Origin of the sequence: Klebsiella sp. G-Nf4 (genome assembly GCF_002810615.1) — a bacterium.
GTDB classification, from domain to species: Bacteria; Pseudomonadota; Gammaproteobacteria; order Enterobacterales; family Enterobacteriaceae; genus Klebsiella; species Klebsiella variicola.
Genome location: NZ_PION01000001.1, coordinates 1022810 through 1048801, shown reverse-complemented (window position 1 = coordinate 1048801; position 25992 = coordinate 1022810). Strand labels below are relative to the sequence as shown.

The 25992-nt window shown below is 57.0% G+C and carries 25 protein-coding genes; 14 read left to right on the top strand and 11 right to left on the bottom strand.

Annotated features, from left to right (window positions below; translation table 11 throughout):
* Window positions 1-118: 118 nt before the first annotated feature.
* Both rnm and CWM57_RS05145 read left to right on the top strand, forming a co-directional pair.
* Window positions 119-982, top strand: a complete 864-nt coding sequence (gene rnm / locus CWM57_RS05150) for an RNase RNM (protein ID WP_061154911.1) — start codon at window positions 119-121, stop codon at window positions 980-982.
* A 16-nt stretch (window positions 983-998) separates the two neighbouring features.
* Window positions 999-1619, top strand: a complete 621-nt coding sequence (locus CWM57_RS05145) for an L-threonylcarbamoyladenylate synthase (RefSeq protein WP_008807778.1) — start codon at window positions 999-1001, stop codon at window positions 1617-1619.
* A gap of 21 nt (window positions 1620-1640) precedes the next feature.
* On the opposite strand, the gene CWM57_RS05140 is transcribed toward CWM57_RS05145, so the two are convergent.
* Window positions 1641-2549 carry a DMT family transporter gene (locus CWM57_RS05140; protein ID WP_100675715.1) on the bottom strand — a complete coding sequence of 303 codons (909 nt, stop codon included), beginning with the start codon at window positions 2547-2549 and terminating at the stop codon, window positions 1641-1643.
* A 111-nt stretch (window positions 2550-2660) separates the two neighbouring features.
* Here CWM57_RS05140 and gcvA point away from each other — a divergent pair, with 111 nt between their 5' ends.
* Window positions 2661-3560: a transcriptional regulator GcvA gene (gcvA, locus tag CWM57_RS05135; RefSeq protein WP_074386218.1), complete on the top strand. Its 900-nt coding sequence runs from the start codon at window positions 2661-2663 to the stop codon at window positions 3558-3560.
* A gap of 281 nt (window positions 3561-3841) precedes the next feature.
* Window positions 3842-4744, top strand: coding sequence for a 23S rRNA pseudouridine(2605) synthase RluB (gene rluB / locus CWM57_RS05130; protein ID WP_008807781.1), 903 nt, complete (start codon window positions 3842-3844; stop codon window positions 4742-4744).
* Window positions 4745-4804: 60 nt separating this feature from the next.
* On the opposite strand, the gene cobO is transcribed toward rluB, so the two are convergent.
* Complete coding sequence (gene cobO / locus CWM57_RS05125) at window positions 4805-5395, bottom strand: cob(I)yrinic acid a,c-diamide adenosyltransferase (RefSeq protein ID WP_002901749.1); 591 nt, start codon at window positions 5393-5395, stop codon at window positions 4805-4807.
* On the bottom strand, window positions 5392-6153 hold the full coding sequence (locus CWM57_RS05120; RefSeq protein WP_100675714.1) for a YciK family oxidoreductase: 762 nt from the start codon (window positions 6151-6153) through the stop codon (window positions 5392-5394). The genes cobO and CWM57_RS05120 overlap by 4 nt, the downstream gene beginning before the upstream one ends.
* Before the next feature lie 255 nt (window positions 6154-6408).
* Between CWM57_RS05120 and sohB the strand changes: the two genes are divergently transcribed.
* A complete protein-coding gene (gene sohB, locus CWM57_RS05110) occupies window positions 6409-7455 on the top strand; it encodes a protease SohB (RefSeq protein WP_008807783.1) in 1047 nt (348 codons plus the stop codon).
* Between the two features lie 46 nt (window positions 7456-7501).
* Here the strand turns inward: sohB and CWM57_RS05105 are convergent, their stop codons facing one another.
* Complete coding sequence (locus CWM57_RS05105) at window positions 7502-7753, bottom strand: YciN family protein (protein WP_002901761.1); 252 nt, start codon at window positions 7751-7753, stop codon at window positions 7502-7504.
* Window positions 7754-8159: 406 nt separating this feature from the next.
* On the opposite strand from CWM57_RS05105, the gene topA reads away from it, so the two are divergent.
* From topA to acnA, 4 genes are all read left to right on the top strand, one after another.
* Window positions 8160-10757, top strand: a complete 2598-nt coding sequence (gene topA / locus CWM57_RS05100; RefSeq protein WP_008807785.1) for a type I DNA topoisomerase — start codon at window positions 8160-8162, stop codon at window positions 10755-10757.
* Between the two features lie 342 nt (window positions 10758-11099).
* Window positions 11100-12074: an HTH-type transcriptional regulator CysB gene (gene cysB / locus CWM57_RS05095; RefSeq protein WP_008807786.1), complete on the top strand. Its 975-nt coding sequence runs from the start codon at window positions 11100-11102 to the stop codon at window positions 12072-12074.
* A 245-nt stretch (window positions 12075-12319) separates the two neighbouring features.
* Entirely contained in the window at window positions 12320-12487 is a 168-nt protein-coding gene (locus CWM57_RS05090; RefSeq protein ID WP_002901776.1) for a YmiA family putative membrane protein, read from the top strand.
* 390 nt (window positions 12488-12877) lie between these two features.
* Window positions 12878-15550: an aconitate hydratase AcnA gene (gene acnA / locus CWM57_RS05085; RefSeq protein ID WP_100675713.1), complete on the top strand. Its 2673-nt coding sequence runs from the start codon at window positions 12878-12880 to the stop codon at window positions 15548-15550.
* A 46-nt stretch (window positions 15551-15596) separates the two neighbouring features.
* Here the strand turns inward: acnA and ribA are convergent, their stop codons facing one another.
* Entirely contained in the window at window positions 15597-16199 is a 603-nt protein-coding gene (ribA, locus tag CWM57_RS05080; RefSeq protein ID WP_008807788.1) for a GTP cyclohydrolase II, read from the bottom strand.
* A gap of 163 nt (window positions 16200-16362) precedes the next feature.
* On the opposite strand from ribA, the gene pgpB reads away from it, so the two are divergent.
* From pgpB to yciH, 5 genes are all read left to right on the top strand, one after another.
* The gene (gene pgpB / locus CWM57_RS05075; protein WP_100675712.1) at window positions 16363-17130 is read left to right on the top strand and encodes a phosphatidylglycerophosphatase B; all 768 of its coding nucleotides are present in this window, start codon (window positions 16363-16365) and stop codon (window positions 17128-17130) included.
* Between the two features lie 136 nt (window positions 17131-17266).
* Window positions 17267-17575 carry a LapA family protein gene (locus CWM57_RS05070; protein WP_061154905.1) on the top strand — a complete coding sequence of 103 codons (309 nt, stop codon included), beginning with the start codon at window positions 17267-17269 and terminating at the stop codon, window positions 17573-17575.
* A gap of 6 nt (window positions 17576-17581) precedes the next feature.
* Window positions 17582-18751 carry a lipopolysaccharide assembly protein LapB gene (gene lapB / locus CWM57_RS05065; RefSeq protein ID WP_008807790.1) on the top strand — a complete coding sequence of 390 codons (1170 nt, stop codon included), beginning with the start codon at window positions 17582-17584 and terminating at the stop codon, window positions 18749-18751.
* A 191-nt stretch (window positions 18752-18942) separates the two neighbouring features.
* Window positions 18943-19680, top strand: coding sequence for an orotidine-5'-phosphate decarboxylase (pyrF, locus tag CWM57_RS05060; RefSeq protein ID WP_023297452.1), 738 nt, complete (start codon window positions 18943-18945; stop codon window positions 19678-19680).
* Window positions 19680-20009, top strand: coding sequence for a stress response translation initiation inhibitor YciH (gene yciH, locus CWM57_RS05055; protein WP_100675711.1), 330 nt, complete (start codon window positions 19680-19682; stop codon window positions 20007-20009). The genes pyrF and yciH overlap by 1 nt, the downstream gene beginning before the upstream one ends.
* Before the next feature lie 130 nt (window positions 20010-20139).
* On the opposite strand, the gene osmB is transcribed toward yciH, so the two are convergent.
* From osmB to fabI, 6 genes are all read right to left on the bottom strand, one after another.
* Complete coding sequence (gene osmB / locus CWM57_RS05050; RefSeq protein ID WP_002901783.1) at window positions 20140-20358, bottom strand: osmotically-inducible lipoprotein OsmB; 219 nt, start codon at window positions 20356-20358, stop codon at window positions 20140-20142.
* Window positions 20359-20632: 274 nt separating this feature from the next.
* Window positions 20633-21382: a DNA-binding transcriptional regulator YciT gene (locus tag CWM57_RS05045; RefSeq protein ID WP_100630918.1), complete on the bottom strand. Its 750-nt coding sequence runs from the start codon at window positions 21380-21382 to the stop codon at window positions 20633-20635.
* A gap of 71 nt (window positions 21383-21453) precedes the next feature.
* The gene (locus CWM57_RS05040) at window positions 21454-21633 is read right to left on the bottom strand and encodes a hypothetical protein (RefSeq protein WP_012542045.1); all 180 of its coding nucleotides are present in this window, start codon (window positions 21631-21633) and stop codon (window positions 21454-21456) included.
* A gap of 158 nt (window positions 21634-21791) precedes the next feature.
* Window positions 21792-23726 carry an exoribonuclease II gene (locus tag CWM57_RS05035; protein ID WP_074386102.1) on the bottom strand — a complete coding sequence of 645 codons (1935 nt, stop codon included), beginning with the start codon at window positions 23724-23726 and terminating at the stop codon, window positions 21792-21794.
* Window positions 23727-23807: 81 nt separating this feature from the next.
* Window positions 23808-24965, bottom strand: a complete 1158-nt coding sequence (locus tag CWM57_RS05030) for a CMD domain-containing protein (RefSeq protein ID WP_074386101.1) — start codon at window positions 24963-24965, stop codon at window positions 23808-23810.
* A 193-nt stretch (window positions 24966-25158) separates the two neighbouring features.
* Window positions 25159-25947, bottom strand: coding sequence for an enoyl-ACP reductase FabI (gene fabI / locus CWM57_RS05025; RefSeq protein WP_061154898.1), 789 nt, complete (start codon window positions 25945-25947; stop codon window positions 25159-25161).
* Between the last annotated feature and the right edge of the window lie 45 nt (window positions 25948-25992).

Sequence of the window (25992 nt, the reverse complement as noted above, 5' to 3'; positions counted from 1 at the left end):
TGAACTTGCGTACTAGTTAACTAGTTCAATGGAATAAAGTCAACCCTTGTTTGCAGATTTTCTCTGCCTGTCGGTATGATAATGCGCTTATTTACGTTGATGTCCAGCAGGAGTCCTTTTGAGCGACAGCCAATACGCAGTGATTTACGATCTGCACAGCCACACCACCGCCTCTGATGGGCGGTTGACTCCGCAGGAACTGGTCCATCGCGCCCATGAGATGCGCGTTGGCACCCTGGCGATCACCGACCATGACAGCGTGGCGGCGATCCCGGCCGCCCGGGAAGAGATCGCCCGCGCCGGATTACCCTTAACGCTGGTGAACGGCGTCGAGATTTCGACGCTCTGGGAGAATCACGAAATACATATCGTGGGTCTGAATATTGATATTGCGCACCCGACGATGACCGCGCTGCTGGAGGAGCAGAAAGCGCGACGCCAGCTGCGGGGACAAATGATCGCCGAACGTCTGGAGAAGGCGCGGATCCCCGGCGCCTGGGAAGCGGCGTTACGGCTGGCGGACGGTGGCGCCGTCACCCGCGGCCATTTTGCCCGTTTTCTGGTGGAGGCCGGCCATGCGAAAAACATGGCGGAGGTCTTCAAAAAATACCTTGCCCGCGGGAAAACCGGTTACGTGCCGCCGCAGTGGTGTACAATAAAACAAGCGATTGATGTCATTCATCATTCTGGCGGCAAGGCGGTGATAGCCCATCCCGGGCGCTACGATCTCTCCGCCAAGTGGTTGAAGCGGCTGTTGGCCCACTTTAGCGAGCAGGGCGGTGATGCCATGGAAGTGGCCCAGTGTCAGCAGGCGCCCCATGAACGCGCCCAGCTGGCCACCCTGGCCGTGCAGTTTGGTCTTCTGGCGTCACAGGGATCCGATTTTCATCAGCCCTGTGCGTGGATCGAGCTTGGCCGTAAGCTCTGGCTTCCTGCCGGCGTGGAAGGCGTCTGGCACAGCTGGGAAGCGGCCGCCGAATAAAAATTGAGAGGGAAGTATGAGCCAGTTTTTTTATATCCATCCGGATAACCCGCAGGCGCGGTTGATTAACCAGGCGGTGGAGATTGTGCGTAAGGGCGGGGTGATCGTTTATCCTACCGACTCCGGCTACGCCCTGGGCTGCAAAATTGAAGACAAGGGCGCGATGGAGCGGATCTGCCGTATCCGTCAGTTGCCTGACGGCCACAACTTTACCCTGATGTGCCGCGATCTGTCCGAGCTGTCAACCTACGCTTTTGTAGACAACGTGGCGTTTCGTCTGATGAAAAACAACACGCCGGGCAACTACACCTTTATCCTCAAGGGGACCAAAGAAGTGCCGCGCCGGCTGCTGCAAGAGAAACGTAAAACCATCGGCATGCGCGTCCCGTCCAACCCCATTGCTCAGGCGTTGCTCGAGACTTTAGGCGAACCGATGCTGTCCACGTCGCTGATGCTGCCCGGCAGCGACTTTACCGAGTCCGACCCGGAAGAGATCAAAGATCGTCTGGAGAAAGTGGTGGACCTCATCATTCACGGCGGCTTCCTTGGGCAGCAGCCGACCACGGTTATCGACCTGACGGAAGATACTCCGGTGGTGCTGCGCGAAGGCGTCGGCGACGTGAAGCCGTTTCTCTGATCGTCCTCGTCGGGCGGTGGATCATGCTCCGCCCGACACCCCGCGTTTCCTTCCTGACGGGACGACAATCAACCACAGCGCCAGACCGATCAGCAGTGCGCCGAGAATCAGCCCTTTTTGTATGGCCTCTCCGAGGCACAGATAGCCCCACAGCGCCGCAAAAGGTGGGATCAAAAAGGTCACCGACAGCGAACGCAGCGGTCCTATATCAGCAATCAGGCGAAAATAGAGAATATACCCTGCTGCTGTACAGACCACGCCCAGCATGACTATCGCTATCCACGGCAGGCTCTGTCGCCAGTCTATGACCGGACCATACCAGCCTGACCAGAGAAAGAAAGGCAACAGAAACAGCGTGGCGCCGACCTGGCTGCCCAGCGCAACGTGCTCAGCCTCAAGGCCGCCCCGCTGCTGGATCCAGCGGCGGGTCAGAAAGCCGGCCAGACCGTAACAGGCGGTCGCGATCAGGCAGGCCCCGATCCCCGGCAGCAGGAGGGCGGCGCCGAGGCTGGAGGTTGGGCGCGCAATGACTGCCACGCCAATGGCGCCCAGTAACGCGCCGCCGCCTTTGCGCAGGGTTAACGGTTCTGCAAAGCATAACGCGCCGATAAGCATTCCCATCATCGGCGCCGTGGCATTGAGCGTGGCGGAGTACCCTGCCGGCAGCCACTGTGCGGCAAGACAGTACATCAGAAAAGGAAGGCCTGAATTAATGATCCCCAGCTTCAGAGTGGATATGAATTTTCCCTGATACCCGCTCCATTTACCCTGCACGCCGAGTAACAGCCCGAGCGCGATAGCGGCGAACAGTACGCGAAGAAAAGCGCTGTTCATCGCCCCGAAGGCCGGGGTGGTGATGCGCATAAACAAAAAGCTGGCGCCCCAGAGAGCGGCGAGTAGCAGCAGGCGGCCATAGTCGATAACACGCATGATTGACTCCTTGTAGTCACGAAGGAAGTCAACTGTAGAACTCACGTGCAGCGTCCGACAAACGCGTTATGCTTACATGATTAAGTTATTCTTAACTGAGATGCCATGTTGATGAAACTTCCACCGCTGAATGCGCTGCGCTGCTTTGAAGCGGCGGCACGGCTGCTCAGTCTGAAGCAGGCCGCCAGTGAGCTTTGCGTTACGCCCAGCGCCGTCAGCCAGCAAATTGCCCGCCTCGAGGAAGCGCTAAATACCCCGCTTTTTATTCGTACTCCCCGACAGTTACAGTTAACGGAGGTGGGGGAGATCTACCTGCGGGCCGTTCAGCCCGCGTTTCTCCAGATAGCCGCCGCCACTCATCGCCTGCAGGTGCCCGCGGGGCCAGAAAAGGTGACACTCAGCTGTACCAGCGGTTTCGCCATTCAGTGGCTGCTGCCACGGCTGGCTGATTTTGAACGACGCTATCCGCAGATTGAGATCCAGATCGGCACCACCAACCGGCGAGTAGATTTGTTGAGTGAAGGGATCGATTTTGCCGTGCGTCATGGTGTCGGCGGCTGGCCGGAACTGCAGGCTTACCGCCTGCTGGATGACGACCTTATACCGGTCTGCAGTCCGCAACTGATTGCTCCGCGCCGGACCCTCATCGATGTGAGCGAGCTGCTACAGTATCCGCTGTTGCACGATGAACATCGTGAAGACTGGGCGCTGTGGTGTGAGGCCGTGGGGCTGGAGCCGCACCGCGCGCGCCGCGGCCCGGTGTTCACTGATTCCAACGGCGTGACGGAGGCGGCGTTCGCCGGTATGGGGATGGCATTACTACGACGTTCATTCATAGCGCCTGCGCTGACGCAGGGGCGGCTGATTAATCCTCTGGCTCAGCCCATCGCTTGTCCGCTGGCCTATCATCTGGTTTACCACGAGACCGCGCTGCTGGCGCCTGCCAACCGCTGTTTTCGCGACTGGCTGCTCGACCAGCGCCCGGCAGTTGTGGAGGAGGGCGCGCAGTGAGGGGAGCTCACTGTCCGGTAAAGACCTCCATACGTGAATGTGCACAGGAGAATGAGGAAAATCTGTTCCATACTCAAGGCGCGATGCGGCGAACAGAAGCTTTCCCGACGAAGTTAGTGTAGTATGTTCGGCCACGATTACGGGCTCGCGGTGAATGTTTAGCGCATGTCAGCGAGACTTTACGTAAAAAGTATATACGTAACAATGAGTTGTTGATACAGGCCTCATTGTTTCATAAAGCATACCAGACGCCTGGGAAGGCGACACCTTAAGGAAGCTCAATGAGCGAGAAACTGCAAAAAGTGCTGGCCCGCGCCGGCCACGGCTCCCGCCGTGAAATTGAAGCGAAAATCGAAGCTGGCCGCGTCAGCGTCGACGGAAAAATCGCCACCCTCGGCGATCGTGTGGAAATCGTCCCCGGTTTAAAAATTCGTATCGATGGTCATCTGATCTCGGTGAAAGAGTCTGCTGAGCAGATCTGTCGCGTGCTGGCTTACTATAAGCCGGAAGGCGAGCTGTGCACCCGTAACGATCCGGAAGGGCGCCCGACGGTGTTTGATCGTCTGCCAAAACTGCGCGGCGCGCGCTGGATTGCCGTTGGCCGTCTGGACGTGAACACCTGCGGCCTGCTGCTGTTCACCACCGATGGCGAACTGGCAAACCGCCTGATGCATCCGAGCCGTGAAGTCGAGCGTGAGTACGCCGTTCGCGTTTTCGGCCAGGTGGATGATGATAAGCTGCGTCAGCTGTCTCGCGGCGTGCAGTTAGAAGATGGTCCGGCAGCATTTAAAACCATCAAATTCACCGGCGGTGAAGGGATTAACCAGTGGTACAACGTCACCCTGACCGAAGGGCGTAACCGCGAAGTGCGTCGCCTGTGGGAAGCGGTCGGTGTGCAGGTCAGCCGCCTGATCCGCGTGCGCTACGGCGATATTCTGCTGCCGAAAGGCCTGCCGCGCGGCGGCTATACCGAACTGGACCTGGCGCAGACCAACTACCTGCGTGAGCTGGTGGAGCTGACGCCGGAAACCAGTTCTAAAGTTGCCGTCGAGAAAGACCGTCGCCGGATGAAAGCCAATCAGATCCGGCGGGCGGTGAAGCGTCACAGCCAGACCAGCGCTAACCCGCGCCAGGGTAACAACAGCAACCGTCGTTCCAGTACTCGCAATAAGACCAACGGTTAATGTTATGCGTTCCGGTGGCTTGCCGCCGGAACGCGTACTGCCTTTCGCCGTATCAGGCCCTCAGTAGTCAATTCCCATCTGCGCCTTAATCCCGGCATCAAACGCATGCTTGACCGGACGCAGTTCGCTGACGGTATCCGCCAGTTCAATAATATCGCGATGGCAGCCGCGGCCGGTAATGATCACCGACTGATGGGCAGGACGCTCACGCAGGGCGCTCAGCACCGACTCCAGCGGCAGGTAATCATACGCCACCATGTAAGTCAGTTCATCCAGCAGCACCAGATCGAGCTGGTCGTCAGCAAGCATACGGCGGGCATGCTCCCAGACCGCCAGACAGGCGGCGGTGTCGCTGTCACGGTCCTGGGTGTTCCAGGTGAAGCCTGTCGCCATCACCTGAAATTCGACGCCGTGGGGTTCCAGCAGGTTACGCTCGCCGTTAGGCCAGGTCCCCTTGATAAACTGGATCACGCCGACCTTTTTACCGTGGCCGACGGCGCGGGTCGCGGTGCCAAAGGCGGCGGTGGTTTTGCCTTTGCCGTTGCCGGTAAAGACCATCACAATGCCGCGTTCGTCCTGGGCTGCCGCCACCCGGGCGTCAACTTTATCTTTCAGCCGCTGCTGGCGTTCGCGGTAGCGTTCATCACTCATTGGGCAATTCCTGGCTTACGGCCCGGTTGGGCGTCAAAGGTCATTCCCGTCTTGCGGCGACTGTCGTCACCCATCAGCCACAGATAGACGGGCATGATGTCAGCGGGGGTCTTCAGTTTTAGCGGATCTTCCGTCGGGAAGGCGCTGGCGCGCATCCCGGTGCGGGTGCCGCCGGGGTTGATGCAGTTCACCCGCAGATGGCGGCTTTGGTACTCGTCGGCCAGCACCTGCATCATTCCTTCGGTGGCGAATTTGGAGACCGCATAGGCGCCCCAGTTGGCGCGGCCCTGACGGCCAACGCTGGACGAGGTGAAGACCAGCGAGCCCGCATCCGAACGGAGTAATAAAGGAAGAAGCGCCTGGGTCAGCATAAAAGTGCCATTGACGTTCACCTGCATCACCTGCTGCCAGACCTCCGGCTTCTGCTCGTCCATAGGGCAGATGTCGCCGAGCAGGCCGGCGTTGTGCAGCACGCCGTCAAGACGGGGATAGTGCATACTTATCTGCTGCGCCAGCTGCTGGCACTCCTGTGGTGTGCAGGTTAGCAGGTCGAGAGTAAACCAGCGGACGGGAAGGCCGCCCTCGCGTTCAATCTCCTGGGCGACGGCGCGCAGTTTTTCGTCGTTGCGGCCAAGCAGGATCACGCTGGCGCTGTAGCGTGCGTAGGTCAGGGCCGCTTCACGACCAATCCCGTCGCTGGCGCCGGTGACCAGGATGATGCGATCTTTCAGCAAGTGGCGTTGTGGTTGATAATGCACGGCGACTCCTTGGGCGATCGGTTCCCGATCGCGCTTCATCTTTGGTATCTCACTTTTGCGCTGTTATGCCTGAAAGCGCTCGCCATTGCAATCGGCGAAGCGGAAAGTATTCAGAAAATTAATATCTTGCAACGATTTCAGCCTCGCTGAAAAAAAACGGAATCCGCTGCGCACAAGACACAAAGCACAAAGACTTCTCGCCAGGGGCTGATGTACACTGTGCAGCAACGTCAGTGCTTTACACAAGGTGAAAACGTGGAATTACTTGCTCAGTACGGCTTATTTTTAGCCAAGATCGCGACGGTTGTCGTCGCTATCGCGGTGATTGCCGCTATTATCGTCAACCTGGCCCAGCGCAAGAAGCAACGCGGCGAGCTGCGGGTGACCAATCTTAGCGAGCATTATAAAGAGATGAAGGAATCACTGGCGGTGGCGCTGCTGGACGGGCCGCAGCAGAAGCAGTGGCATAAGGCGCAGAAAAAAAAGCAAAAACAAGAGGCGAAGGCCGCGAAAGCGCGGGCGAAGCTGGGTAACGTGGAGCCGGAAGGCAAGCCGCGCGCCTGGGTGCTGGATTTCAAAGGCAGTATGGATGCCCATGAGGTCAACAGCCTGCGGGAAGAGATCACGGCGGTACTGGCGGCGGCGAAAGCGCGTGACCAGGTGGTGATTCGTCTGGAAAGCCCCGGCGGGGTGGTGCACGGTTACGGGCTGGCAGCCTCTCAGCTGCAGCGGTTGCGCGACAAACAGATCCCGCTGACGGTGGCGGTTGACAAAGTGGCGGCCAGCGGCGGCTATATGATGGCTTGCGTGGCGAACAAAATTGTGTCGGCGCCGTTTGCGATCCTTGGCTCCATTGGCGTGGTGGCGCAGATCCCTAACCTCCATCGCTTCCTGAAGAACAAAGATATTGATATCGAACTGCACACCGCTGGTCAGTACAAACGAACCCTCACTATGCTGGGTGAAAATACCGAAGAAGGGCGGCGCAAGTTCCGCGAGGATCTCAATGAGACGCACCATCTGTTCAAGGATTTCGTCCATCGGATGCGTCCGGGACTTGATATTGAGCAGGTAGCTACCGGCGAGCACTGGTACGGGGTGCAGGCGCTGGAAAAAGGGCTGGTGGATGCGGTTGAAACCAGCGATGAGCTGTTGCTGGGGCTCATGGAGAGCCACGAGGTGATCGGGGTGCGTTATCAACAGCGTAAGAAAATGCTCGACCGCTTCACCGGTAGCGCCGCGGAGAGCGCCGATCGACTTCTGCTGCGCTGGTGGCAGCGCGGTCAGAAACCGCTGATGTAAACAACATAACGCGAGGCCAGGCCTCGCGTTATCGTTTCTACTGGCCTTAATCGACCAGGTGATACTTGTCCGACAGCTCGTGGGCGAGGTACTTAAACATGTTAAATACCGCCGTACTCTTCGGCGTCGGTAAACCTTGCTCGTCAAGATAAAACTCACCGCTAAACACCAGGACATTGTTGCGCTGAACGACGTCGGTGGCTTCGATACCGGCTAACGTATCCTCATGTTCGCGAATAAGTTTGTTGGCTTTTTCGAGCAGCGTCTGGCGATCGATAGGTTGGGTTGTACCTTGCATAACGGACTCCTCTTTTTCTCCGCGCGTAGTTTACGCCGCGCGGCGGCGTGGGGCAAATTTTCCATGGACAAAACAAGGGTAATCGTAACCAGTGGAGAAACAGCCGTTTACTGGCGGGATTCGCTTTTGCATGCTAATAAAGTTGCGTAACGAATTTTATCAGGTACAGTGTGACGCTTTCGGCGATCTGGCAACAGATTTGCTTGACATTCGGCCAAAAATTCTTCGTGCTATGTCACCTGACGAAAAAAAGTCAGCAAACTCAAACGCCTGGTTTTACGGAGATGAAACGGGTGTTCAGGGTTGATATTCACCGACGGTGCCGCAACATATGAGGCAGTCGCCAGTGGAGGGTGTATGAATGTGCGATGTATTCCTGGATGAATCAAATTAGGTAAAGGTGAATATGGGTAAAGCTCTCGTTATCGTTGAGTCCCCGGCAAAAGCCAAAACGATCAATAAGTATCTGGGTAATGACTACGTGGTGAAATCCAGCGTCGGTCATATCCGCGATTTGCCGACCAGTGGATCAGCTTCCAAAAAGAGCACCGACTCTACCGCCACCAAAGGGGCTAAAAAGCCTAAAAAGGACGAACGTGGTGCTCTGGTTAACCGCATGGGCGTGGACCCATGGCATGACTGGAATGCGCACTATGAAGTACTTCCGGGTAAAGAAAAGGTAGTTTCAGAACTCAAACAGTTGGCAGAAAAAGCTGACCACATCTATCTCGCAACCGACCTTGACCGCGAAGGGGAAGCCATTGCCTGGCACCTGCGGGAAGTGATCGGCGGCGATGAACAGCGATACAGCCGCGTGGTGTTCAATGAGATCACCAAAAACGCTATTCGTCAGGCCTTCGAAAAGCCGGGCGAACTGAATATCGATCGGGTTAACGCCCAGCAGGCGCGCCGCTTTATGGACCGGGTGGTGGGCTATATGGTCTCGCCGCTGCTGTGGAAAAAAATTGCCCGTGGTCTTTCTGCCGGGCGCGTGCAGTCCGTTGCGGTCCGCCTGGTGGTGGAACGTGAGCGTGAAATCAAAGCCTTCGTCCCGGAAGAGTACTGGGAAGTTGATGCCAGCACCACCACGCCGGGCGGCGACGCGCTGCCTCTGCAGGTGACCCATAAAGACGATAAGCCGTTCCGTCCGGTCAGCCGTGATGAGACCATGGCGGCGGTATCGCTGCTGGAAAAAGCCAGCTACAGCGTGCTGGAGCGAGAAGACAAGCCGACCAGCAGCAAGCCGGGCGCGCCGTTTATCACCTCCACGCTGCAGCAGGCGGCCAGCACCCGTCTCGGCTTCGGCGTGAAAAAGACCATGATGATGGCTCAACGTCTCTATGAGGCGGGGCACATCACCTATATGCGTACCGACTCCACCAACCTGAGTCAGGACGCGCTGAACATGGTTCGTGGTTATATCAGCGACAACTTTGGCAAAAAATATCTGCCGGAGAGCGCTAACCAGTACGCCAGCAAAGAAAACTCGCAGGAAGCGCACGAAGCGATTCGTCCTTCTGATGTGAGCGTGCTGGCGGAAACGCTGAAAGATATGGAAGCCGATGCGCAGAAACTCTATCAGCTGATCTGGCGCCAGTTTGTCGCCTGTCAGATGACGCCGGCGCAATACGATTCCACCACGCTGACCGTGGCGGCGGGCGATTTCAAACTGAAAGCACGCGGTCGTACCTTACGTTTCGACGGCTGGACCAAAGTCATGCCGGCGCTGCGCAAGGGCGATGAAGACCGGACGCTACCGGTGGTCAAACAGGGCGACCGCCTGAGCCTGGTGGAGCTGACGCCTGCGCAGCACTTTACCAAGCCGCCGGCGCGCTTCAGCGAAGCTTCGCTGGTCAAAGAGCTGGAAAAACGCGGTATCGGCCGTCCTTCCACCTACGCTTCGATCATCTCGACCATTCAGGATCGCGGCTACGTGAGGGTGGAAAACCGTCGTTTCTACGCGGAGAAAATGGGCGAAATCGTCACCGATCGGCTGGAAGAAAACTTCCGCGATCTGATGAACTACGACTTCACCGCGCAGATGGAAGATCGTCTCGACCAGGTGGCCAACCACCAGGCCGAGTGGAAAGAGGTGCTGAACCACTTCTTCGGCGATTTTACCACTCAGCTGGAGACCGCTGAGAAAGATCCGGAAGAGGGCGGCATGCAGCCGAACCCGATGGTGCTTACCAGCATCGACTGCCCGACCTGTGGACGTAAAATGGGGATCCGTACTGCCAGTACCGGCGTTTTCCTCGGCTGTTCGGGCTATGCTCTGCCGCCGAAAGAGCGTTGCAAAACCACCATCAACCTGGTGCCGGAAAACGAAGTTCTCAACGTGCTGGAAGGCGATGACGCGGAAACCAACGCGCTGCGTGCCAAACGTCGCTGTCAGAAGTGCGGGACGGCAATGGACAGCTACCTTATCGATCCCAAGCGTAAACTGCACGTCTGTGGTAATAACCCGACCTGCGACGGCTATGAGATTGAAGAGGGCGAATTCCGCATCAAGGGCTATGACGGTCCGGTAGTAGAGTGCGAGAAGTGCGGTTCTGAAATGCACCTGAAAATGGGGCGTTTCGGCAAGTACATGGCCTGTACCAACGACGAGTGTAAAAACACGCGTAAGATCCTGCGCAATGGCGAAGTGGCTCCGCCGAAGGAAGATCCGGTGCCGCTGCCGGAGCTGCCGTGCGAGAAGTCTGATGCATACTTCGTGTTGCGCGACGGGGCGGCGGGTGTCTTCCTGGCGGCCAACACCTTCCCGAAATCACGGGAAACGCGTGCGCCGCTGGTGGAAGAGCTGTACCGCTTCCGCGATCGTCTGCCGGAAAAACTGCGCTATCTCGCCGATGCGCCGCAGCAGGATCCAGAAGGTAATAAAACGCTGGTGCGCTTTAGCCGTAAAACGAAACAGCAGTACGTGGCTTCCGAAAAAGAGGGCAAAGCGACCGGCTGGTCAGCCTTCTTTATCGACGGTAAATGGACTGAAGCCAAGAAGTAATTGTGCATGACCTGGCAGGAAAAGCGCGCTTTTCCTGCTCTAACGACCGGCAGAAGCAGTGGATGCTTCTGCCGCATCGTTTCCCCTTCTGGATCGGCTTTTCTTCCCCTTATAACCACCTATATTATTTTTCGTTAGTATCTATACACTGTTGATATAAATGATATAGTGGTTATAGTTAATCCCTTTTTTATTATTAAAACGTCTTATACATCATCGCTTTCAGGATGCGTTGCGGCGCCACTATGGCCAACTGCCGGGAGGCCGGGCCTCACGGTCGACAAGTTGCCTGAACGTAAAGTGTATTAAGCGGCTTCATTTTACGCGCAAACGGATATCAGCATGAAACTACAACAGCTTCGCTACATCGTTGAGGTGGTGAACCATAACCTGAATGTTTCATCCACCGCCGAAGGGCTTTATACCTCCCAGCCGGGCATCAGTAAGCAGGTCCGCATGCTGGAAGATGAGCTGGGCATCCAGATCTTTGCCCGCAGCGGCAAACATTTAACCCAGGTGACGCCTGCCGGGCAGGAGATCATCCGTATCGCCCGCGAGGTGTTGTCGAAAGTCGATGCGATCAAATCTGTCGCCGGGGAGCATACCTGGCCTGATAAAGGGTCGTTATATGTGGCGACGACCCATACTCAAGCGCGCTATGCGTTACCGGGGGTGATCAAGGGCTTTATTGAACGCTACCCGCGCGTGTCGCTGCATATGCATCAGGGCTCGCCAACCCAGATTGCCGAAGCCGTATCGAAAGGCAATGCCGACTTCGCCATCGCCACCGAGGCGCTGCATCTGTATGACGATCTGGTGATGTTGCCATGCTATCACTGGAACCGGTCGATTGTGGTGACGCCTGAGCATCCACTGGCCGCGAAGGGCTCGGTTTCCATTGAAGAGCTGGCGCAGTACCCGCTGGTGACCTATACCTTTGGCTTTACCGGTCGTTCGGAACTGGATACCGCGTTTAACCGTGCGGGCCTGACGCCGCGCATTGTCTTTACCGCCACTGACGCCGACGTCATCAAAACCTATGTTCGTCTGGGCCTTGGGGTAGGGGTGATTGCCAGCATGGCGGTCGATCCGGTCTCTGACCCTGATCTGGTGAAGCTGGATGCGAACGGTATATTCAGCCACAGCACCACCAAAATTGGTTTCCGCCGTAGCACGTTCTTACGAAGCTACATGTATGATTTTATTCAACGTTTTGCACCCCATCTGACCCGGGATGTCGTGGATACCGCGGTGGCTTTGCGGTCGAATGAAGATATTGAAGCGATGTTTAAAGATATAAAACTTCCGGAAAAATAACCCTTAAAAAAATAATGGCATTCCCTGTGGGGAGTGCCATTGACTATCATGGTCCCAATTTAACATCTTAAACCTCGAACCAATCACAAAATTAGTAATTTCTGGCAACACGTTTGTCATTATGCCCGCCGCGATCAAATAACCGGTTAAATATATTCCATCAGGCCTAAATTCACTGGATTAATCTTTTATCCATAATTAAGATTTATCTGTACCTGATGATTTGAGCAATTGGTGGTGACAATATGATAAGTAATATCGATTACATGAAACTGGCGATGTCATACGAGAATGACAAAACCGAAATCGATCCCGTTCTGCGTAGTCGCGTATGGGGCGTAGTGTTGGTAGGGCTGGCGATGTTCTGGAGCATCATCGCGCTTACCATCTGCAACATCTGGATTGTCAGCTAAAGCTGTAGGTCATCGTTGTAGATACATGTCATTTTTATGACAGTGAAAGGAAACGGTAATATAAGATCAGTGACCGGCAATACAGGGAGAATATATTTTGCCGCTGGATTCATCCACTCTGAAATCACTCACAAGAGCTAATCATAGCCTGCTGGCCGATTAGCTCTTTTTTTGTCCTCGTGTACTAATACAATATCGGCTTAATCGTCGCTTCTGCACTATTTTGGTGCTATTTCTCCGATTCCAGGATAATTCCCGAATAATCACTCTCGCCATCTGCGCATTTAGCAATTTGGGTTGTTATCAAAGTGTTATGCTCTGCATGTGTTATCTTTAATGGAGACCCTGAGGAGAATCGGGGTATGCCATCCCTGAGATAAAGGAGGAGCTATGTCGTCAACCCTACGAGAAGCCAGTAAGGACACGCTGCTGGTCAACGAGAAAACCTGGCATTACTACAGTCTGCCGCTGGCAGAGAAGCAGCTGGGCGATCTTAGTCGACTGCCTAAGTCGCTGAAGGTGCTGATGGAGAACCTGCTGCGCTGGCAGGACGGTGACTCGGTGACAGAAGAAGATATTCGTGCCCTGGCCGGCTGGCTGCAGCAGGCCCATGCCGACCGGGAGATAGCCTACCGTCCGGCGCGCGTTCTGATGCAGGACTTTACCGGCGTGCCGGCAGTGGTGGATCTGGCCGCCATGCGCGAGGCGGTGAAGCGCCTGGGCGGCGACACCGAGAAGGTGAATCCGCTGTCGCCCGTCGATCTGGTGATCGACCACTCGGTCACCGTCGACCGCTTTGGCGATGACGAGGCCTTCGAAGATAACGTCCGTCTGGAAATGGAGCGTAACCACGAACGTTACGCTTTTTTGCGCTGGGGTCAGCAGGCCTTCAGCCGCTTCAGCGTGGTGCCGCCAGGCACCGGTATTTGTCACCAGGTCAACCTGGAATACCTTGGTCGGGCCGTCTGGAGCGAAGAGGTGAACGGGAAATGGATGGCGTGGCCGGATACGCTGGTGGGCACCGACTCCCATACCACTATGATTAACGGTCTCGGCGTACTGGGCTGGGGCGTGGGTGGGATTGAAGCGGAAGCCGCCATGCTGGGCCAGCCGGTGTCGATGCTGATCCCGGATGTCGTGGGCTTTAAGCTCAGTGGCAAACTGCGTGAAGGCATTACCGCCACCGATCTGGTGCTGACGGTCACCCAGATGCTGCGCCAGCACGGTGTCGTCGGCAAGTTTGTTGAATTCTACGGCGATGGCCTGGATACCTTACCCCTGGCCGATCGCGCCACTATCGCCAATATGGCGCCGGAATATGGCGCGACCTGTGGCTTCTTCCCGATCGATGACGTGACGCTCAGCTATATGCGTCTCAGCGGCCGTAGCGAAGAGCAGGTCGCGCTGGTGGAAGCCTATGCCAAAGCGCAGGGCATGTGGCGCAAACCTGGCGATGAGCCGGTCTTTACCAGCACCCTGGCGCTGGACATGGGCAGCGTTGAAGCGAGCCTTGCCGGGCCGAAGCGGCCGCAGGATCGCGTGGCGCTCGGCGATGTACCGAAAGCCTTCGCCGCCAGCGGCGAGCTGGAAGTTAACCATCTGCAGCGTCAGCGCCAGCCGGTGGATTATACGCTGAACGGGCATCACTATTCGCTACCGGACGGCGCCGTGGCCATTGCGGCAATCACCTCCTGTACCAATACCTCCAACCCCAGCGTGCTGATGGCCGCCGGTCTGCTGGCGAAAAAAGCCGTCGAGCGTGGCCTGCAGCCGCAGCCGTGGGTAAAAGCTTCCCTGGCGCCAGGCTCGAAAGTGGTGTCGGATTATCTGGCTCATGCTGGCCTGACGCCTTACCTCGACCAGCTCGGCTTTAATCTGGTGGGATATGGCTGCACCACCTGTATCGGTAACTCCGGTCCGTTGCCAGAACCTATCGAAGAGGCGATCAAAAAGGGCGACCTGACCGTCGGGGCGGTGCTTTCCGGTAACCGTAACTTCGAAGGGCGTATCCATCCGCTGGTGAAAACCAACTGGCTGGCCTCACCGCCGCTGGTGGTTGCTTACGCGCTGGCGGGGAACATGAACATCGATCTTACCCGCGAGCCGTTGGGGCAGGGCAGCGATGGTCAGCCGGTCTATCTGAAAGATATCTGGCCGAGCGGGGAGGAGATTGCCCGCGCGGTGGAACAGGTCTCCACCGAGATGTTCCGCAAAGAGTACGCGGAAGTGTTTTCCGGTACTGAGGAGTGGAAAGCAATCAAAGTAGAGGCGTCAGATACCTACGACTGGCAGGAGGACTCGACTTATATTCGCCTGTCGCCGTTCTTTGACGAGATGGGCGTCGAGCCGCTGCCGGTGGAGGATATTCATGGCGCGCGGATCCTCGCCATGCTGGGCGATTCTGTGACCACTGACCACATTTCGCCGGCGGGGAGCATCAAAGCCGATAGCCCGGCAGGCCGCTATCTGCAGGAGCATGGGGTTGCCCGGCGCGACTTTAACTCCTATGGTTCCCGTCGCGGTAACCATGAGGTGATGATGCGCGGCACCTTCGCTAATATCCGTATTCGTAACGAAATGGTGCCGGGAGTGGAAGGCGGTATGACCCGGCATCTGCCGGACCGCGAACCGGTGGCGATCTACGATGCGGCGATGCGGTATAAAGCGGAAGGCATACCGCTGGCGGTGATTGCCGGTAAGGAATATGGCTCAGGTTCCAGCCGCGACTGGGCGGCGAAGGGGCCGCGCCTGCTGGGCATTCGGGTGGTGATCGCCGAGTCCTTCGAACGTATCCACCGCTCCAACCTGATCGGGATGGGGATTTTACCGCTGGAGTTCCCGCAGGGCGTCACCCGCAAAACGCTGCAGTTGACCGGGGAAGAGCAGATTGATATCAGCAATCTGCAGTCGCTTCAGCCTGGCGCTACGGTGCCGGTGACCCTGACTCGCGCTGACGGCTCGCAGGAGGTAATCCCCTGTCGGTGTCGTATCGACACGGCGACCGAGCTTACCTACTACCGCAACGACGGCATTCTGCACTACGTCATCCGCAATATGCTGTAAAATAAAGGGCCAGCATCGCTGGCCCTTTCTCTTTGATCCAAACGATTCATTCCGCCGGCTTGCTGTTCAGCAGATGGCCCATTTTGGCAGCTTTGGTGTCCAGGTAGTGGGCGTTTTTGGGGTTGCGCCCGACGATCAGCGGTACGCGCTCCACAATGTTGATCCCGGCTTCGGTAAGAATTTCCACTTTTTTCGGGTTATTGGTTAATAAGCGCACCTGCTCAACGTTGAGCAGTTTGAACATATCGGCGCACAGGGTGAAATCACGCTCATCGGCGGCGAAGCCCAGCTGATGGTTTGCCTCAACGGTGTCGTAGCCCTGATCCTGCAGCGCGTAGGCGCGGATCTTATTCAATAAACCAATGTTGCGTCCTTCCTGACGGTGATAGAGCAGGATCCCCCGACCTTCTTCGGCGATATGCGACAGGGCCGCTTCCAGCTGAAAGCCACAATCACAGCGCAGACTAAACAGGGCATCGCCCGTCAGACACTCTGAATGGACGCGGGCCAGGACCGGCGACTGCCCCGAAATATCGCCATACACCAACGCGACATGATCTTGTCCGGTTGCCAGTTCTTCAAAACCCACCATCAGGAAATCGCCCCATGGGGTTGGCAGTTTGGCTTCTGCCACACGTTTAAGCTGCATGTGATTCTCCAGATTCTGTCAGCACCTGAATGTGCTTTCTGTTTGCCGCTATTTTGCCACAAGGCCGGGACGTTCTCCTAATCGCGAACGGTTAGCCGCGTGGAAAGCGCACAAACGAACTACTTTCCGCTATGATGTTCATCTACAAGGAGAAGGAGAGAAAATGCTGTTGATTGCCCGACGAACCGCTCTCGCGGCGGCGCTGCTGCTTGTTATGCCTGTTACGGTCTGGCTGTCTGGTTGGCTGTGGCAGCCAGGACTGCCGGTTGCGATGTTGAAAACCCTCTGGTGGGTGACGGAAACGGTGACGCAGCCGTGGGGAATTATCACGCATGTCGCCCTGTGCGGCTGGTTTCTCTGGTGTCTGCGCTACCGGCTGCGCGCAGCACTGATCCTGTTCCTGATTCTTGCCGCCGCCATCCTGGCGGGACAGGGGGTTAAATCCTGGGTCAAAGAGCGGGTTCAGGAGCCGAGACCCTTTGTCATCTGGCTGGAAAACTCAAGACAGGTGCCGGTGACGCAATTCTATGCGTTGAAGCGTAAAGAACGCGCTAAACTGGTGCATGCTCAGCTGGCGCAGTCGCAGGACATTCCGCCATTTTTACGCAAGCACTGGCAGAAAGAGACGGGCTTTGCTTTCCCGTCTGGTCACACGATGTTCGCCGCCAGCTGGGCGCTGCTGGCCGCCGGGCTGCTGTGGCCGCGTCGGCGTTGGGGCACGGTCGCCGTGCTGCTGGTATGGGCGACGGCGGTGATGGGCAGTCGCCTGGCGCTGGGCATGCACTGGCCGCTGGATCTCATTGTCGCCACGCTGATCTCCTGGCTGCTGGTCACGGTGGCCTGCTGGCTGACGCAGCGCCTGTGCGGACCGCTCTCGCCGCCGGGGGAGGAGGCGCAGGATATTAAAAAACGGACGTCTGAAGCGGAATAATGTTGATTTTAGCGGCATCCGACCGCATATCCTGTACAGTTGCCATGCTTTTTCATTCCACCGCTGCGGCGAAAATGATACTTTATAGGGCTGAAAGCGGGCTTTTTTACGCGCAACCCACATAACGGGAAGTCATGTGAAATATTTACTCATTTTCTTACTGGTGCTAGCAATCTTCGTCATTTCAGTGACGCTGGGGGCGCAGAATGACCAACAGGTCACGTTCAACTATTTACTCGCGCAGGGTGAATTCCGCATTTCGACGCTGCTGGCGGTGCTGTTCGCCGCGGGCTTTGCCATTGGCTGGTTGATCTGCGGCCTGTTCTGGCTGCGGGTGCGTGTTTCGCTGGCGCGCGCGGAGCGAAAAATTAAGCGCCTTGAGCACCAGATTGCCCCCGTCAGCCCGGCAGCTGCCGACGCAGGCGTGCCTGCCGTGAAGGAATAACCTCTTATGCTGGAGTTGTTGTTTCTGCTTTTACCCGTTGCCGCCGCCTACGGCTGGTACATGGGGCGCAGAAGTGCACAACAGTCCAAACAGGACGATGCGAACCGCCTGTCACGGGATTACGTGGCGGGGGTTAACTTCCTGCTCAGCAACCAGCAGGATAAAGCCGTCGACCTGTTCCTTGATATGTTGAAAGAGGATACCGGCACCGTTGAGGCCCACCTGACGCTCGGTAACCTGTTCCGCTCGCGCGGCGAGGTTGATCGCGCGATCCGTATTCATCAGAGCCTGATGGAAAGCGCATCGTTAACCTACGATCAGCGCCTGCTGGCCGTCCAGCAGCTGGGGCGCGACTATATGGCCGCCGGGTTGTACGATCGCGCGGAAGATATGTTCAAACAGCTGGTGGATGAGACCGATTTCCGCCTGAGCGCTCTGCAGCAGTTGCTGCAGATCTACCAGGCGACCAGCGACTGGCAGTCGGCGATCGAAGTGGCTGAACGGCTGGTGAAGCTGGGTAAAGAGAAACATCGTGGCGAAATCGCCAACTTCTGGTGTGAGCTGGCCCTGCAGCAGATGGCGGCCAACGATCTGGATAAGGCGATGGCGCTGCTGAAGAAAGGCGCCGCCGCAGACCGCAATAGCGCCCGGGTCTCAATAATGATGGGCCGGGTGTGGATGGAAAAGGGTGATTACGCCAAAGCGGTAGAGAGCCTTGAGCGGGTTATCGATCAGGATAAAGAGCTGGTCGGTGAGACGCTGGAGATGCTGCAGACCTGCTACCAGCAACTGGGTAAAGCCGAAGAGTGGGAAGTTTTCCTGCGCCGTTGTGTGGATGAGAACACCGGGGCCACTGCTGAACTGATGCTGGCGCAGATCCTCGAGCAACGGGAAGGGGTCGAAGCCGCGCAAAACTATGTTACCCGGCAGCTGGAACGTCACCCGACCATGCGTGTCTTCCATAAGCTGATGGACTACCATCTCAACGAAGCGGAAGAAGGGCGCGCGAAAGAAAGCCTCGGGGTGCTGAGAAACATGGTCGGGGAACAGGTGCGCAGCAAACCGCGCTATCGCTGCCAGAAATGCGGCTTTACCGCCCATACGCTCTACTGGCACTGCCCATCCTGCCGTTCGTGGGCAACCATCAAACCCATTCGCGGCCTCGACGGCCAATAAAGTCAAAAAAAATCCCTTAATTAGTTACAACATACTTATCGCTTCTCTCCTCTCCAGGCGCGGCCCCGGCTGCGCCATCGTCTGGCCAGCGCCAATACAGCAGCCTGTTATTTTGTTAGCATCACAGGTAGAATGCTGCCCGTTTACCTTTTTTGCGCCGCCCTGGCGCCCATCAACACTAAGGTCTGGTCATGACGTCTACAGCTATCACATCTTCCCGCGCTGTCACATCCTCTCCCGTTGTGGTTGCGCTCGACTATGATAATCGCGATAAAGCGCTGGCATTTGTCGACCGCATCGACCCGCGAGACTGCCGCCTGAAGGTGGGCAAAGAGATGTTCACCCTGCTGGGCCCGCAGTTTGTTCGCGATCTACATCAGCGTGGGTTTGAGGTGTTCCTTGACCTTAAGTTTCACGATATCCCCAACACCACGGCTCGCGCGGTGGCGGCGGCGGCCGAACTTGGTGTATGGATGGTGAATGTTCATGCCTCCGGCGGCGCGCGGATGATGACCGCCGCGCGTGAAGCGCTGCTGCCGTTTGGCAAAGACGCTCCGCTACTGATCGCCGTCACCGTGCTCACCAGCATGGAGGCCAGCGACCTGCAGGATCTGGGCATTACCTTATCCCCGGCTGATTACGCGGCGAAGCTGGCAGCGTTGACCCAACGCTGCGGCCTTGACGGGGTCGTGTGCTCAGCTCAGGAGGCGGTGCGCTTCAAACAGGAGCTGGGACAGGCGTTTAAGCTGGTGACCCCGGGGATCCGTCCGCAGGGGAGCGAGGCCGGGGATCAGCGGCGGATTATGACCCCCGAGCAGGCCCAGGCGGCGGGGGTGGATTATATGGTTATTGGTCGTCCGGTGACTCAGTCGGCCGATCCTGCCGCAACGTTACGGGCAATCAACGTCTCGTTGTCAAAGGAGGCATAATGAGCGATTCCAATAGCCGCCTGGTCTACTCCACGGAAACCGGGCGTATCGACGAGGCGAAACAACCGGCGCCGGTGCGGCCTAAAGGCGATGGTATTGTCCGTATTCAGCGCCAGACCAGCGGTCGCAAGGGCAAAGGCGTGTGCCTGATTAGCGGCATCGATGCTGACGATGCCGCGCTTAACGCTCTGGCAGCAGAGCTGAAAAAGAAATGTGGTTGCGGCGGCGCAGTGAAAGATGGCGTGATCGAGATCCAGGGTGATAAACGGGATTTACTTAAGTCGCTGCTCGAGGCGAAAGGGATGAAGGTTAAGTTAGCCGGTGGTTGAATGCTATTTCGACACTAATTAAATAGAGTGCTGAAATAACAAGGCCGCGGTGAATGCCGCGGCCTTGAATGATTTAACGTGCGTAAGTCAATTCGTGTGAATTATTCTTTTATTTCGTCAGGTAATTATATTATTTGCCAACCTGGTGACCAATAATACCACCGACTGCCGCGCCACCCAGGGTACCGAGTGCGCTACCGTCAGTTAACACCGCACCACCGATGGCGCCGGCGCCAGCACCGATCGCGGTGTTACGGTCGCGTTTAGACATGTTAGAACAAGCGCTCAGAGACATTGCTACAGTGACAGCCAGAACGACGGCAGCCATTTTTTTGCTCGTTGAAGTCATCATTTTTTTCTCCTGAATAATCTATTCATGGATACTACGCTCCTTTAAGCATAGCCTGAAATAGCAGCTTTAGGGCAATTCCATGAAGTTAGGGTGCGCAGGTGTCACGAAAATCACGCAGGTGATAGTCACTTCCTGTTATATCGCTAATAATAATTTTACTTTTTTTTAAATGTATCGTCAGGTAAAAAATCTTAATTAGCGGCTCGGAATACTCTCAGAGCGTAATAACGCCCCGAACGGCGCTATGGCATGGCTCGGGGCAGGGTAAACATCAGGCGTACGGCACAATATCGACGGTCAAGCCGCTGTGCAGTAACTGGTCGCGGCAGGCTGCCGGCAGGCGATCGTCGGTAATAACGCGGTTAAAGCGCCCGGCGGGACCGAGGGGATAGGGATGAACCGCGCTGAATTTTGAACTGTCGCTGAGAATAATCGCTTCACAGTGCTTTTCCAGCACGGCGTTAACCACATCCGCACGCATCATATCGCGACCGGTAAAGCCGGTTTCTGCCTGCCAGCCATCGATCCCGATGAAGGCTTTGCTGAAATGCACCTGCTGGATGAACTGGCGGGTCAGCGGGCCCACCATGCTTTCACTGCGTTTCTGGTAAATCCCGCCCAGCAGGATCACCTCTCCCGGCGTCTCTTTCAGCAGATGGGCGATATAGCTGCTCACGGTAATGATGGTGATATCGCCGCGTTCGGCGAGGGTGCGCGCCAGCAGGGCGTTGCTGCTGCCGTTTTCGATGAATACCGTTTCGCCGGCGCTCACCAGCGCCGCCGCCCGGCTGGCCAGTTCACGTTTAATGGCGAAATGGGTCATCATGCGGGTTTCAACATCTTCACTGTCCAGTGGGACTGCATAGCCATGGGTGCGGCGCAAATAGCTCTGCTTTTCCAGCAGATTCAGATCCTGGCGAATAGTGACCTCTGAGACACCGGTCATCTTCGCCAGATCGGCGACGCTCATCCGGCCTTTATCAATGACCACTTGCAAAATACTTTGTTGTCGGGCGTTCATAGCAACATCACTGTTAGGGGGCTATATGGCGAGCAACCGGTATGAGTCACCGGTTGCGGCATGGGCGATAATCAGATTTCCCAGGGGGCCTTGGGCTGGTTTTTTTGCTCAGCGTCGTCCGCTGCCAGTGCCAGCAGCTCCGCTTTGAGGATTTCCAGATTATGGATCGCAGAGTGGTAATCACCGGCAACCAGAATATCCAGCACGGTATCGATACGTTGGGCGAGCAGGTGGGCATTCACATCTGACATGGCATTATCCTGGTAACAAAAACGAATGAAATCAATGATGCTAAAAATGAGTGAAAAAGAGAAGCGAAAAAAACGCACAACCTTAATCGGTACGACGGAAATCGCTGGATGGAGAGGAAAGAAGCAGCGGTTCCCGGAGGAACCGCTGTGAAGGGGCGTCAGACTGCCGGACGCGCAATAATGCTGCGGGTTTCCATGCGGACTTCAGCGATGGTGACATCGATAACGTCAGTCACTTTGTAGACCACCTCGCCCTTGATCTGCACGGTGCCGTTCTCCTGGCTGCACACCAGTTCGTCGCGTACCGAGTGGAGGAACGGAGCCGGAATAAAGGCGACCGCGCCATTGTCCACCAGGCGCACGCGCATCCCGCCGCGGCTGATGTCGATGATCTCCGCCGCAAAGCGGGTATCGGTCCCGGCTTTATCGTTGAGGAAACGAGCATACAGCCAGTCGGCGACGTCGCGCTCTGCCATCCGGTTAAGACGACGGCGCTCCGCCATCTGCACGGTGGCATCATCTTGCGGGCGCGCAATGGTCTCGCCTTTGATGATGGCCTTCAGCAGACGGTGGTTGATCATGTCGCCATATTTACGGATCGGCGAGGTCCAGGTGGCATAGGCCTCAAGGCCGAGGCCAAAGTGCGGGCCCGGCTCGGTGCTGATTTCCGCAAACGACTGGAAGCGGCGGATGCGGCTGTCGAGGAAACCGGTCGGCTGGGCATCCAGTTCGCGGCGCAGCTTGCAGAACCCTTCCAGCGTCAGCACCTCCGTTGGGTCGACGTGCACGTCGTGGGTTTTCAGCAGCGCCGCCAGCTGTTCGGTATTCGCCGGGTCGAAGCCGGTATGGACGTTATAAACGCCGAAGCCGAGCTTGTCGCGCAGAACGCGGGCGGCACAGATGTTGGCGGCGATCATCGACTCTTCGACAATGCGGTTGGCAATGCGACGTGGCTCCGCGACGATATCCAGCACTTCGCCTTTTTCGCCAAGAACGAAACGGTAGTCCGGACGGTCTTTGAACACCAGCGCATGGGTCTGACGCCATTCGCTACGACGCTGGCACACATCTTTCAACAGCGTAATTTGCTGCGCGATGGCGTCGCTGCCCGGTTGCCAGCTGCCGCGGCCTTCCAGCCAGTCAGAGACGTCGTCATAGGCCAGCTTTGCTTTCGACTCGATGGTGGCGGCAAAGAATTCGATATTGTCTTCGATGGTGCCATCGGCCGCCAGAGTCATCTGGCAGGCCAGCACCGGACGCACTTCGTTAGCGCGCAGGGAGCACAGATCGTCTGACAGCTCACGCGGCAGCATTGGAATATTGAAGCCAGGCAGATAGTTGGTAAAGGCGCGCACTTTTGCGGCCTTATCCAGCTTGCTACCTTCGGCAATCCAGGCGGTCGGGTCAGCAATGGCGACCGTCAGTAGCAGTTTGCCATCAGCAGTGGATTCAGCGTACAACGCATCGTCCATATCTTCGGTGCTGGCGCTGTCGATAGTGACGAAGTCGAGAGCGGTTAAATCGCGGCGCGTCAGCCCTTCATCAAGCATTTCCGTGGCCACGCCGTCCGGCGCTTCTTTTTCGAGGTTATGGCGCGCCAGGGTTACCCACCAGGGGACGAAGTGATCGTCGCTGAAGGTGATGAACTGGGTCAGCTCCGCGTAAAACCCGCGGTCGCCTTTTAACGGATGACGGCGCATCTCGGCGACGGCCCAGTCACCCTGTTTGAAATCATGCTCAACGCCACGGGCGGCGCGGCAGGGAATGGCGTCTTTCAGCAGCGGATGGTCAGGAACGATAGCGAGGCGATCGTCTTTCTTCTGGACTTTACCGACGAAACGGGTCAGGAACGGCTCAATCAGTGATTCCGGTTCGGCGCTTTCGCGATCTTTTTCAGAATGGATCACTGCGACGATACGGTCGCCATGCATCACTTTTTTCATCTGCGGCGGCGGAATGAAGTAGCTCTTCTGAGCGTCCACTTCGAGGAAGCCAAAGCCCTTTTCCGTGCCCTTAACGACCCCTTCAGCGCGCGGCGTCTGGGAATGCAGTTGCTGTTTAAGCTGCGCTAGCAGCGGGTTATCCTGAAACATAATTAGGTATTTTCGTGGCTAAAAGAGCGGCTGACATTTTTACGCGAATATGCCTGCCGCAGCAAGCGCTGTTTCAGCAATTTACGTCTGCTGACGCACATTGCCGAGGGCGATTTTCAGACGATTCATCCATCCGCACAGCCCGCTCCAGGTCAACAGATCGATCGCTTGTTCCACAGAGAGTCCATATTCCGCGAGGGGAGTTAACTGGGCGGCGCTAAACCGGTCCGGCGAGCGGGTTAACAGCTGCACCGCGGTCACGAGGGCCCGGGACTGAGGATGCTGCTGGAGCCAGTGATGGAGGGCCTGGTCGCCCTCCCGCAGATGGCTGGCGAACTCCTCTTCACCCTGCCAGTGGGGGAGCCAGGCGTCAAAACAGGTGGGGCTGCCGTTGGTGCGCGCCGCGAGTAAGGCGACCTGCGGGCCAAAGGTATCATCCGTGCTGAGCTGGCGGATCAAGGTCTCCAGAGGCGTGAACAACGGTGGGTCGCAGGCCAGCAGTGGGGCCAACTCGCCCAGGCCGGGCAGCGACTGCCAGCCAGCGATGCGCCGCTGGCGCTCATCATCGGCATACTGCAGATCGGGGTCCTCAAGGTCGCTCTGCCACTCTCCTGGTGGCGCGGTGAACAGTTCGGCGGGGGCCTCTTCTTGCTGAGGCATGCCGGGGATCCAACGCACCGGATAGCCCAGCGCCGCCTGCAGGACAGCAATCGCCCGGGCCTGGAAGCCGACGAAACCAATAATCTGGTTGATCAGGATAATATCCCGGCTGGTTAAGCCTACTTCGTCCAGCTGGCTGCGTGAGAGGGCGTTAATAACGGAGGGCGAACTGGCGAGCTGACGAGCGTACTGAGTGATCTGCGCCAGGCGACGGTTGCTCTCACGCGAAGAGTCAGGGCCAGGCAAGGGGGCCAGACGGGCGGCATAGTGGTTACACAACCGCTGGACGCCGTAGACCTGGGCGACAGTCAGCGCGGTGCTCAGGCGATCATAGGCGGTAAAAGTTTGCAGTCGGCTCACCGTTACCTGATCGGGAAACAGCCGCACTGCCAGCTGGCGAGCAGGATGTAGCCAGCCTGCGTGGATGTGTAGCCAGGCATCCGGCAGCGTCAGGTCCAGCAAAAAGCGGTCTTCAACATGGGCGGCTTCAGGGACAAGTGGCAGAACATCCACCGGGCAGATTGTTGACTGGGTTTCGTGATACCAGTGGTTTTTGCCATTCACGCGGCGTGGCTCCATGGGCTTTCCTTGTTCGGTATGTGGCGAACCGCCGTTCCGCGGATCGTTTATGCAGAACTATCCTGGCGTAACCCGGAAGCAGGAGAAAATATTGATACGTGCTAACAAATAGCCGATTGGAATAACAAGAGACAGCGCAACGGAAGGGAGTAAGGGATAAGCCCTCCTCACCCGGGTGAGGAGGGTATGGAACTTATTTCAGTTCCAGTTCGTTCATGGCGGCGATGCTGAACCCGCCGTCAACGTGAACGACTTCACCGGAGATCCCCGCAGACAGGTTGGAGCACAGGAAGGCTGCGCTGTTACCCACATCTTCAATGGTGACGGTGCGACGGATCGGGGTGACCGCTTCGCAGTGTGCCAGCATTTTACGGAAATCTTTAATGCCAGAAGCAGCCAGTGTACGGATCGGACCGGCAGAGATGGCGTTGACGCGAATGCCTTCCGGACCCATGGCGTTAGCCATATAACGGACGTTAGCTTCCAGAGAGGCTTTGGCCAGACCCATCACGTTGTAGTTCGGGATCGCGCGCTCTGCACCCAGGTAGGAGAGCGTCAGCAGGGCTGAATCCGGGTTCAGCATGCTGCGGCAGGCTTTAGCCATCGCCACGAAGCTGTAAGCGCTGATGTCGTGCGCGATTTTGAAACCTTCGCGGGTCACGGCATTGACGTAGTCGCCATCTAACTGGTCAGCCGGAGCATAACCGATAGAGTGGACGAAACCATCGAATTTCGGCCAGACTTTTTCCAGCTCGGTGAACAGTGCGGTAATGCTCTCATCTTCAGCAACGTCGCACGGCAGCACAATGTTAGAACCCAGCGCGGCAGCAAATTCTTCTACGCGACCTTTCAGTTTTTCATTCTGATAGGTGAATGCCAGTTCCGCGCCTTCGCGGTGCATTGCTTGCGCAATACCGTAGGCGATGGACAGTTTGCTGGCGACGCCAGTGATCAAAATGCGCTTACCGGAAAGAAAACCCATAGCTTTAATCCTTATCGTTATTGCTTATTTTTACTTTAACAATCA

Excerpts from the sequence above, each read along its gene's own strand:
- CWM57_RS05045 (WP_100630918.1), bottom strand. The coding sequence starts at position 21,382 with ATGAACGCCCGACAACAAAGTATTTTGCAAGTGGTCATTGATAAAGGC.
- lapB (WP_008807790.1), top strand. The coding sequence starts at position 17,582 with ATGCTGGAGTTGTTGTTTCTGCTTTTACCCGTTGCCGCCGCCTACGGC.
- osmB (WP_002901783.1), bottom strand. The coding sequence starts at position 20,358 with ATGACTTCAACGAGCAAAAAAATGGCTGCCGTCGTTCTGGCTGTCACT.
- pgpB (WP_100675712.1), top strand. The coding sequence starts at position 16,363 with ATGCTGTTGATTGCCCGACGAACCGCTCTCGCGGCGGCGCTGCTGCTT.
- cobO (WP_002901749.1), bottom strand. The coding sequence starts at position 5,395 with ATGAGTGATGAACGCTACCGCGAACGCCAGCAGCGGCTGAAAGATAAA.
- CWM57_RS05030 (WP_074386101.1), bottom strand. The coding sequence starts at position 24,965 with ATGGAGCCACGCCGCGTGAATGGCAAAAACCACTGGTATCACGAAACC.
- rluB (WP_008807781.1), top strand. The coding sequence starts at position 3,842 with ATGAGCGAGAAACTGCAAAAAGTGCTGGCCCGCGCCGGCCACGGCTCC.
- topA (WP_008807785.1), top strand. The coding sequence starts at position 8,160 with ATGGGTAAAGCTCTCGTTATCGTTGAGTCCCCGGCAAAAGCCAAAACG.
- pyrF (WP_023297452.1), top strand. The coding sequence starts at position 18,943 with ATGACGTCTACAGCTATCACATCTTCCCGCGCTGTCACATCCTCTCCC.
- CWM57_RS05040 (WP_012542045.1), bottom strand. The coding sequence starts at position 21,633 with ATGTCAGATGTGAATGCCCACCTGCTCGCCCAACGTATCGATACCGTG.
- ribA (WP_008807788.1), bottom strand. The coding sequence starts at position 16,199 with ATGCAGCTTAAACGTGTGGCAGAAGCCAAACTGCCAACCCCATGGGGC.
- cysB (WP_008807786.1), top strand. The coding sequence starts at position 11,100 with ATGAAACTACAACAGCTTCGCTACATCGTTGAGGTGGTGAACCATAAC.
- yciH (WP_100675711.1), top strand. The coding sequence starts at position 19,680 with ATGAGCGATTCCAATAGCCGCCTGGTCTACTCCACGGAAACCGGGCGT.
- fabI (WP_061154898.1), bottom strand. The coding sequence starts at position 25,947 with ATGGGTTTTCTTTCCGGTAAGCGCATTTTGATCACTGGCGTCGCCAGC.
- CWM57_RS05035 (WP_074386102.1), bottom strand. The coding sequence starts at position 23,726 with ATGTTTCAGGATAACCCGCTGCTAGCGCAGCTTAAACAGCAACTGCAT.
- gcvA (WP_074386218.1), top strand. The coding sequence starts at position 2,661 with ATGAAACTTCCACCGCTGAATGCGCTGCGCTGCTTTGAAGCGGCGGCA.
- CWM57_RS05105 (WP_002901761.1), bottom strand. The coding sequence starts at position 7,753 with ATGCAAGGTACAACCCAACCTATCGATCGCCAGACGCTGCTCGAAAAA.
- CWM57_RS05090 (WP_002901776.1), top strand. The coding sequence starts at position 12,320 with ATGATAAGTAATATCGATTACATGAAACTGGCGATGTCATACGAGAAT.
- CWM57_RS05145 (WP_008807778.1), top strand. The coding sequence starts at position 999 with ATGAGCCAGTTTTTTTATATCCATCCGGATAACCCGCAGGCGCGGTTG.
- acnA (WP_100675713.1), top strand. The coding sequence starts at position 12,878 with ATGTCGTCAACCCTACGAGAAGCCAGTAAGGACACGCTGCTGGTCAAC.
- CWM57_RS05140 (WP_100675715.1), bottom strand. The coding sequence starts at position 2,549 with ATGCGTGTTATCGACTATGGCCGCCTGCTGCTACTCGCCGCTCTCTGG.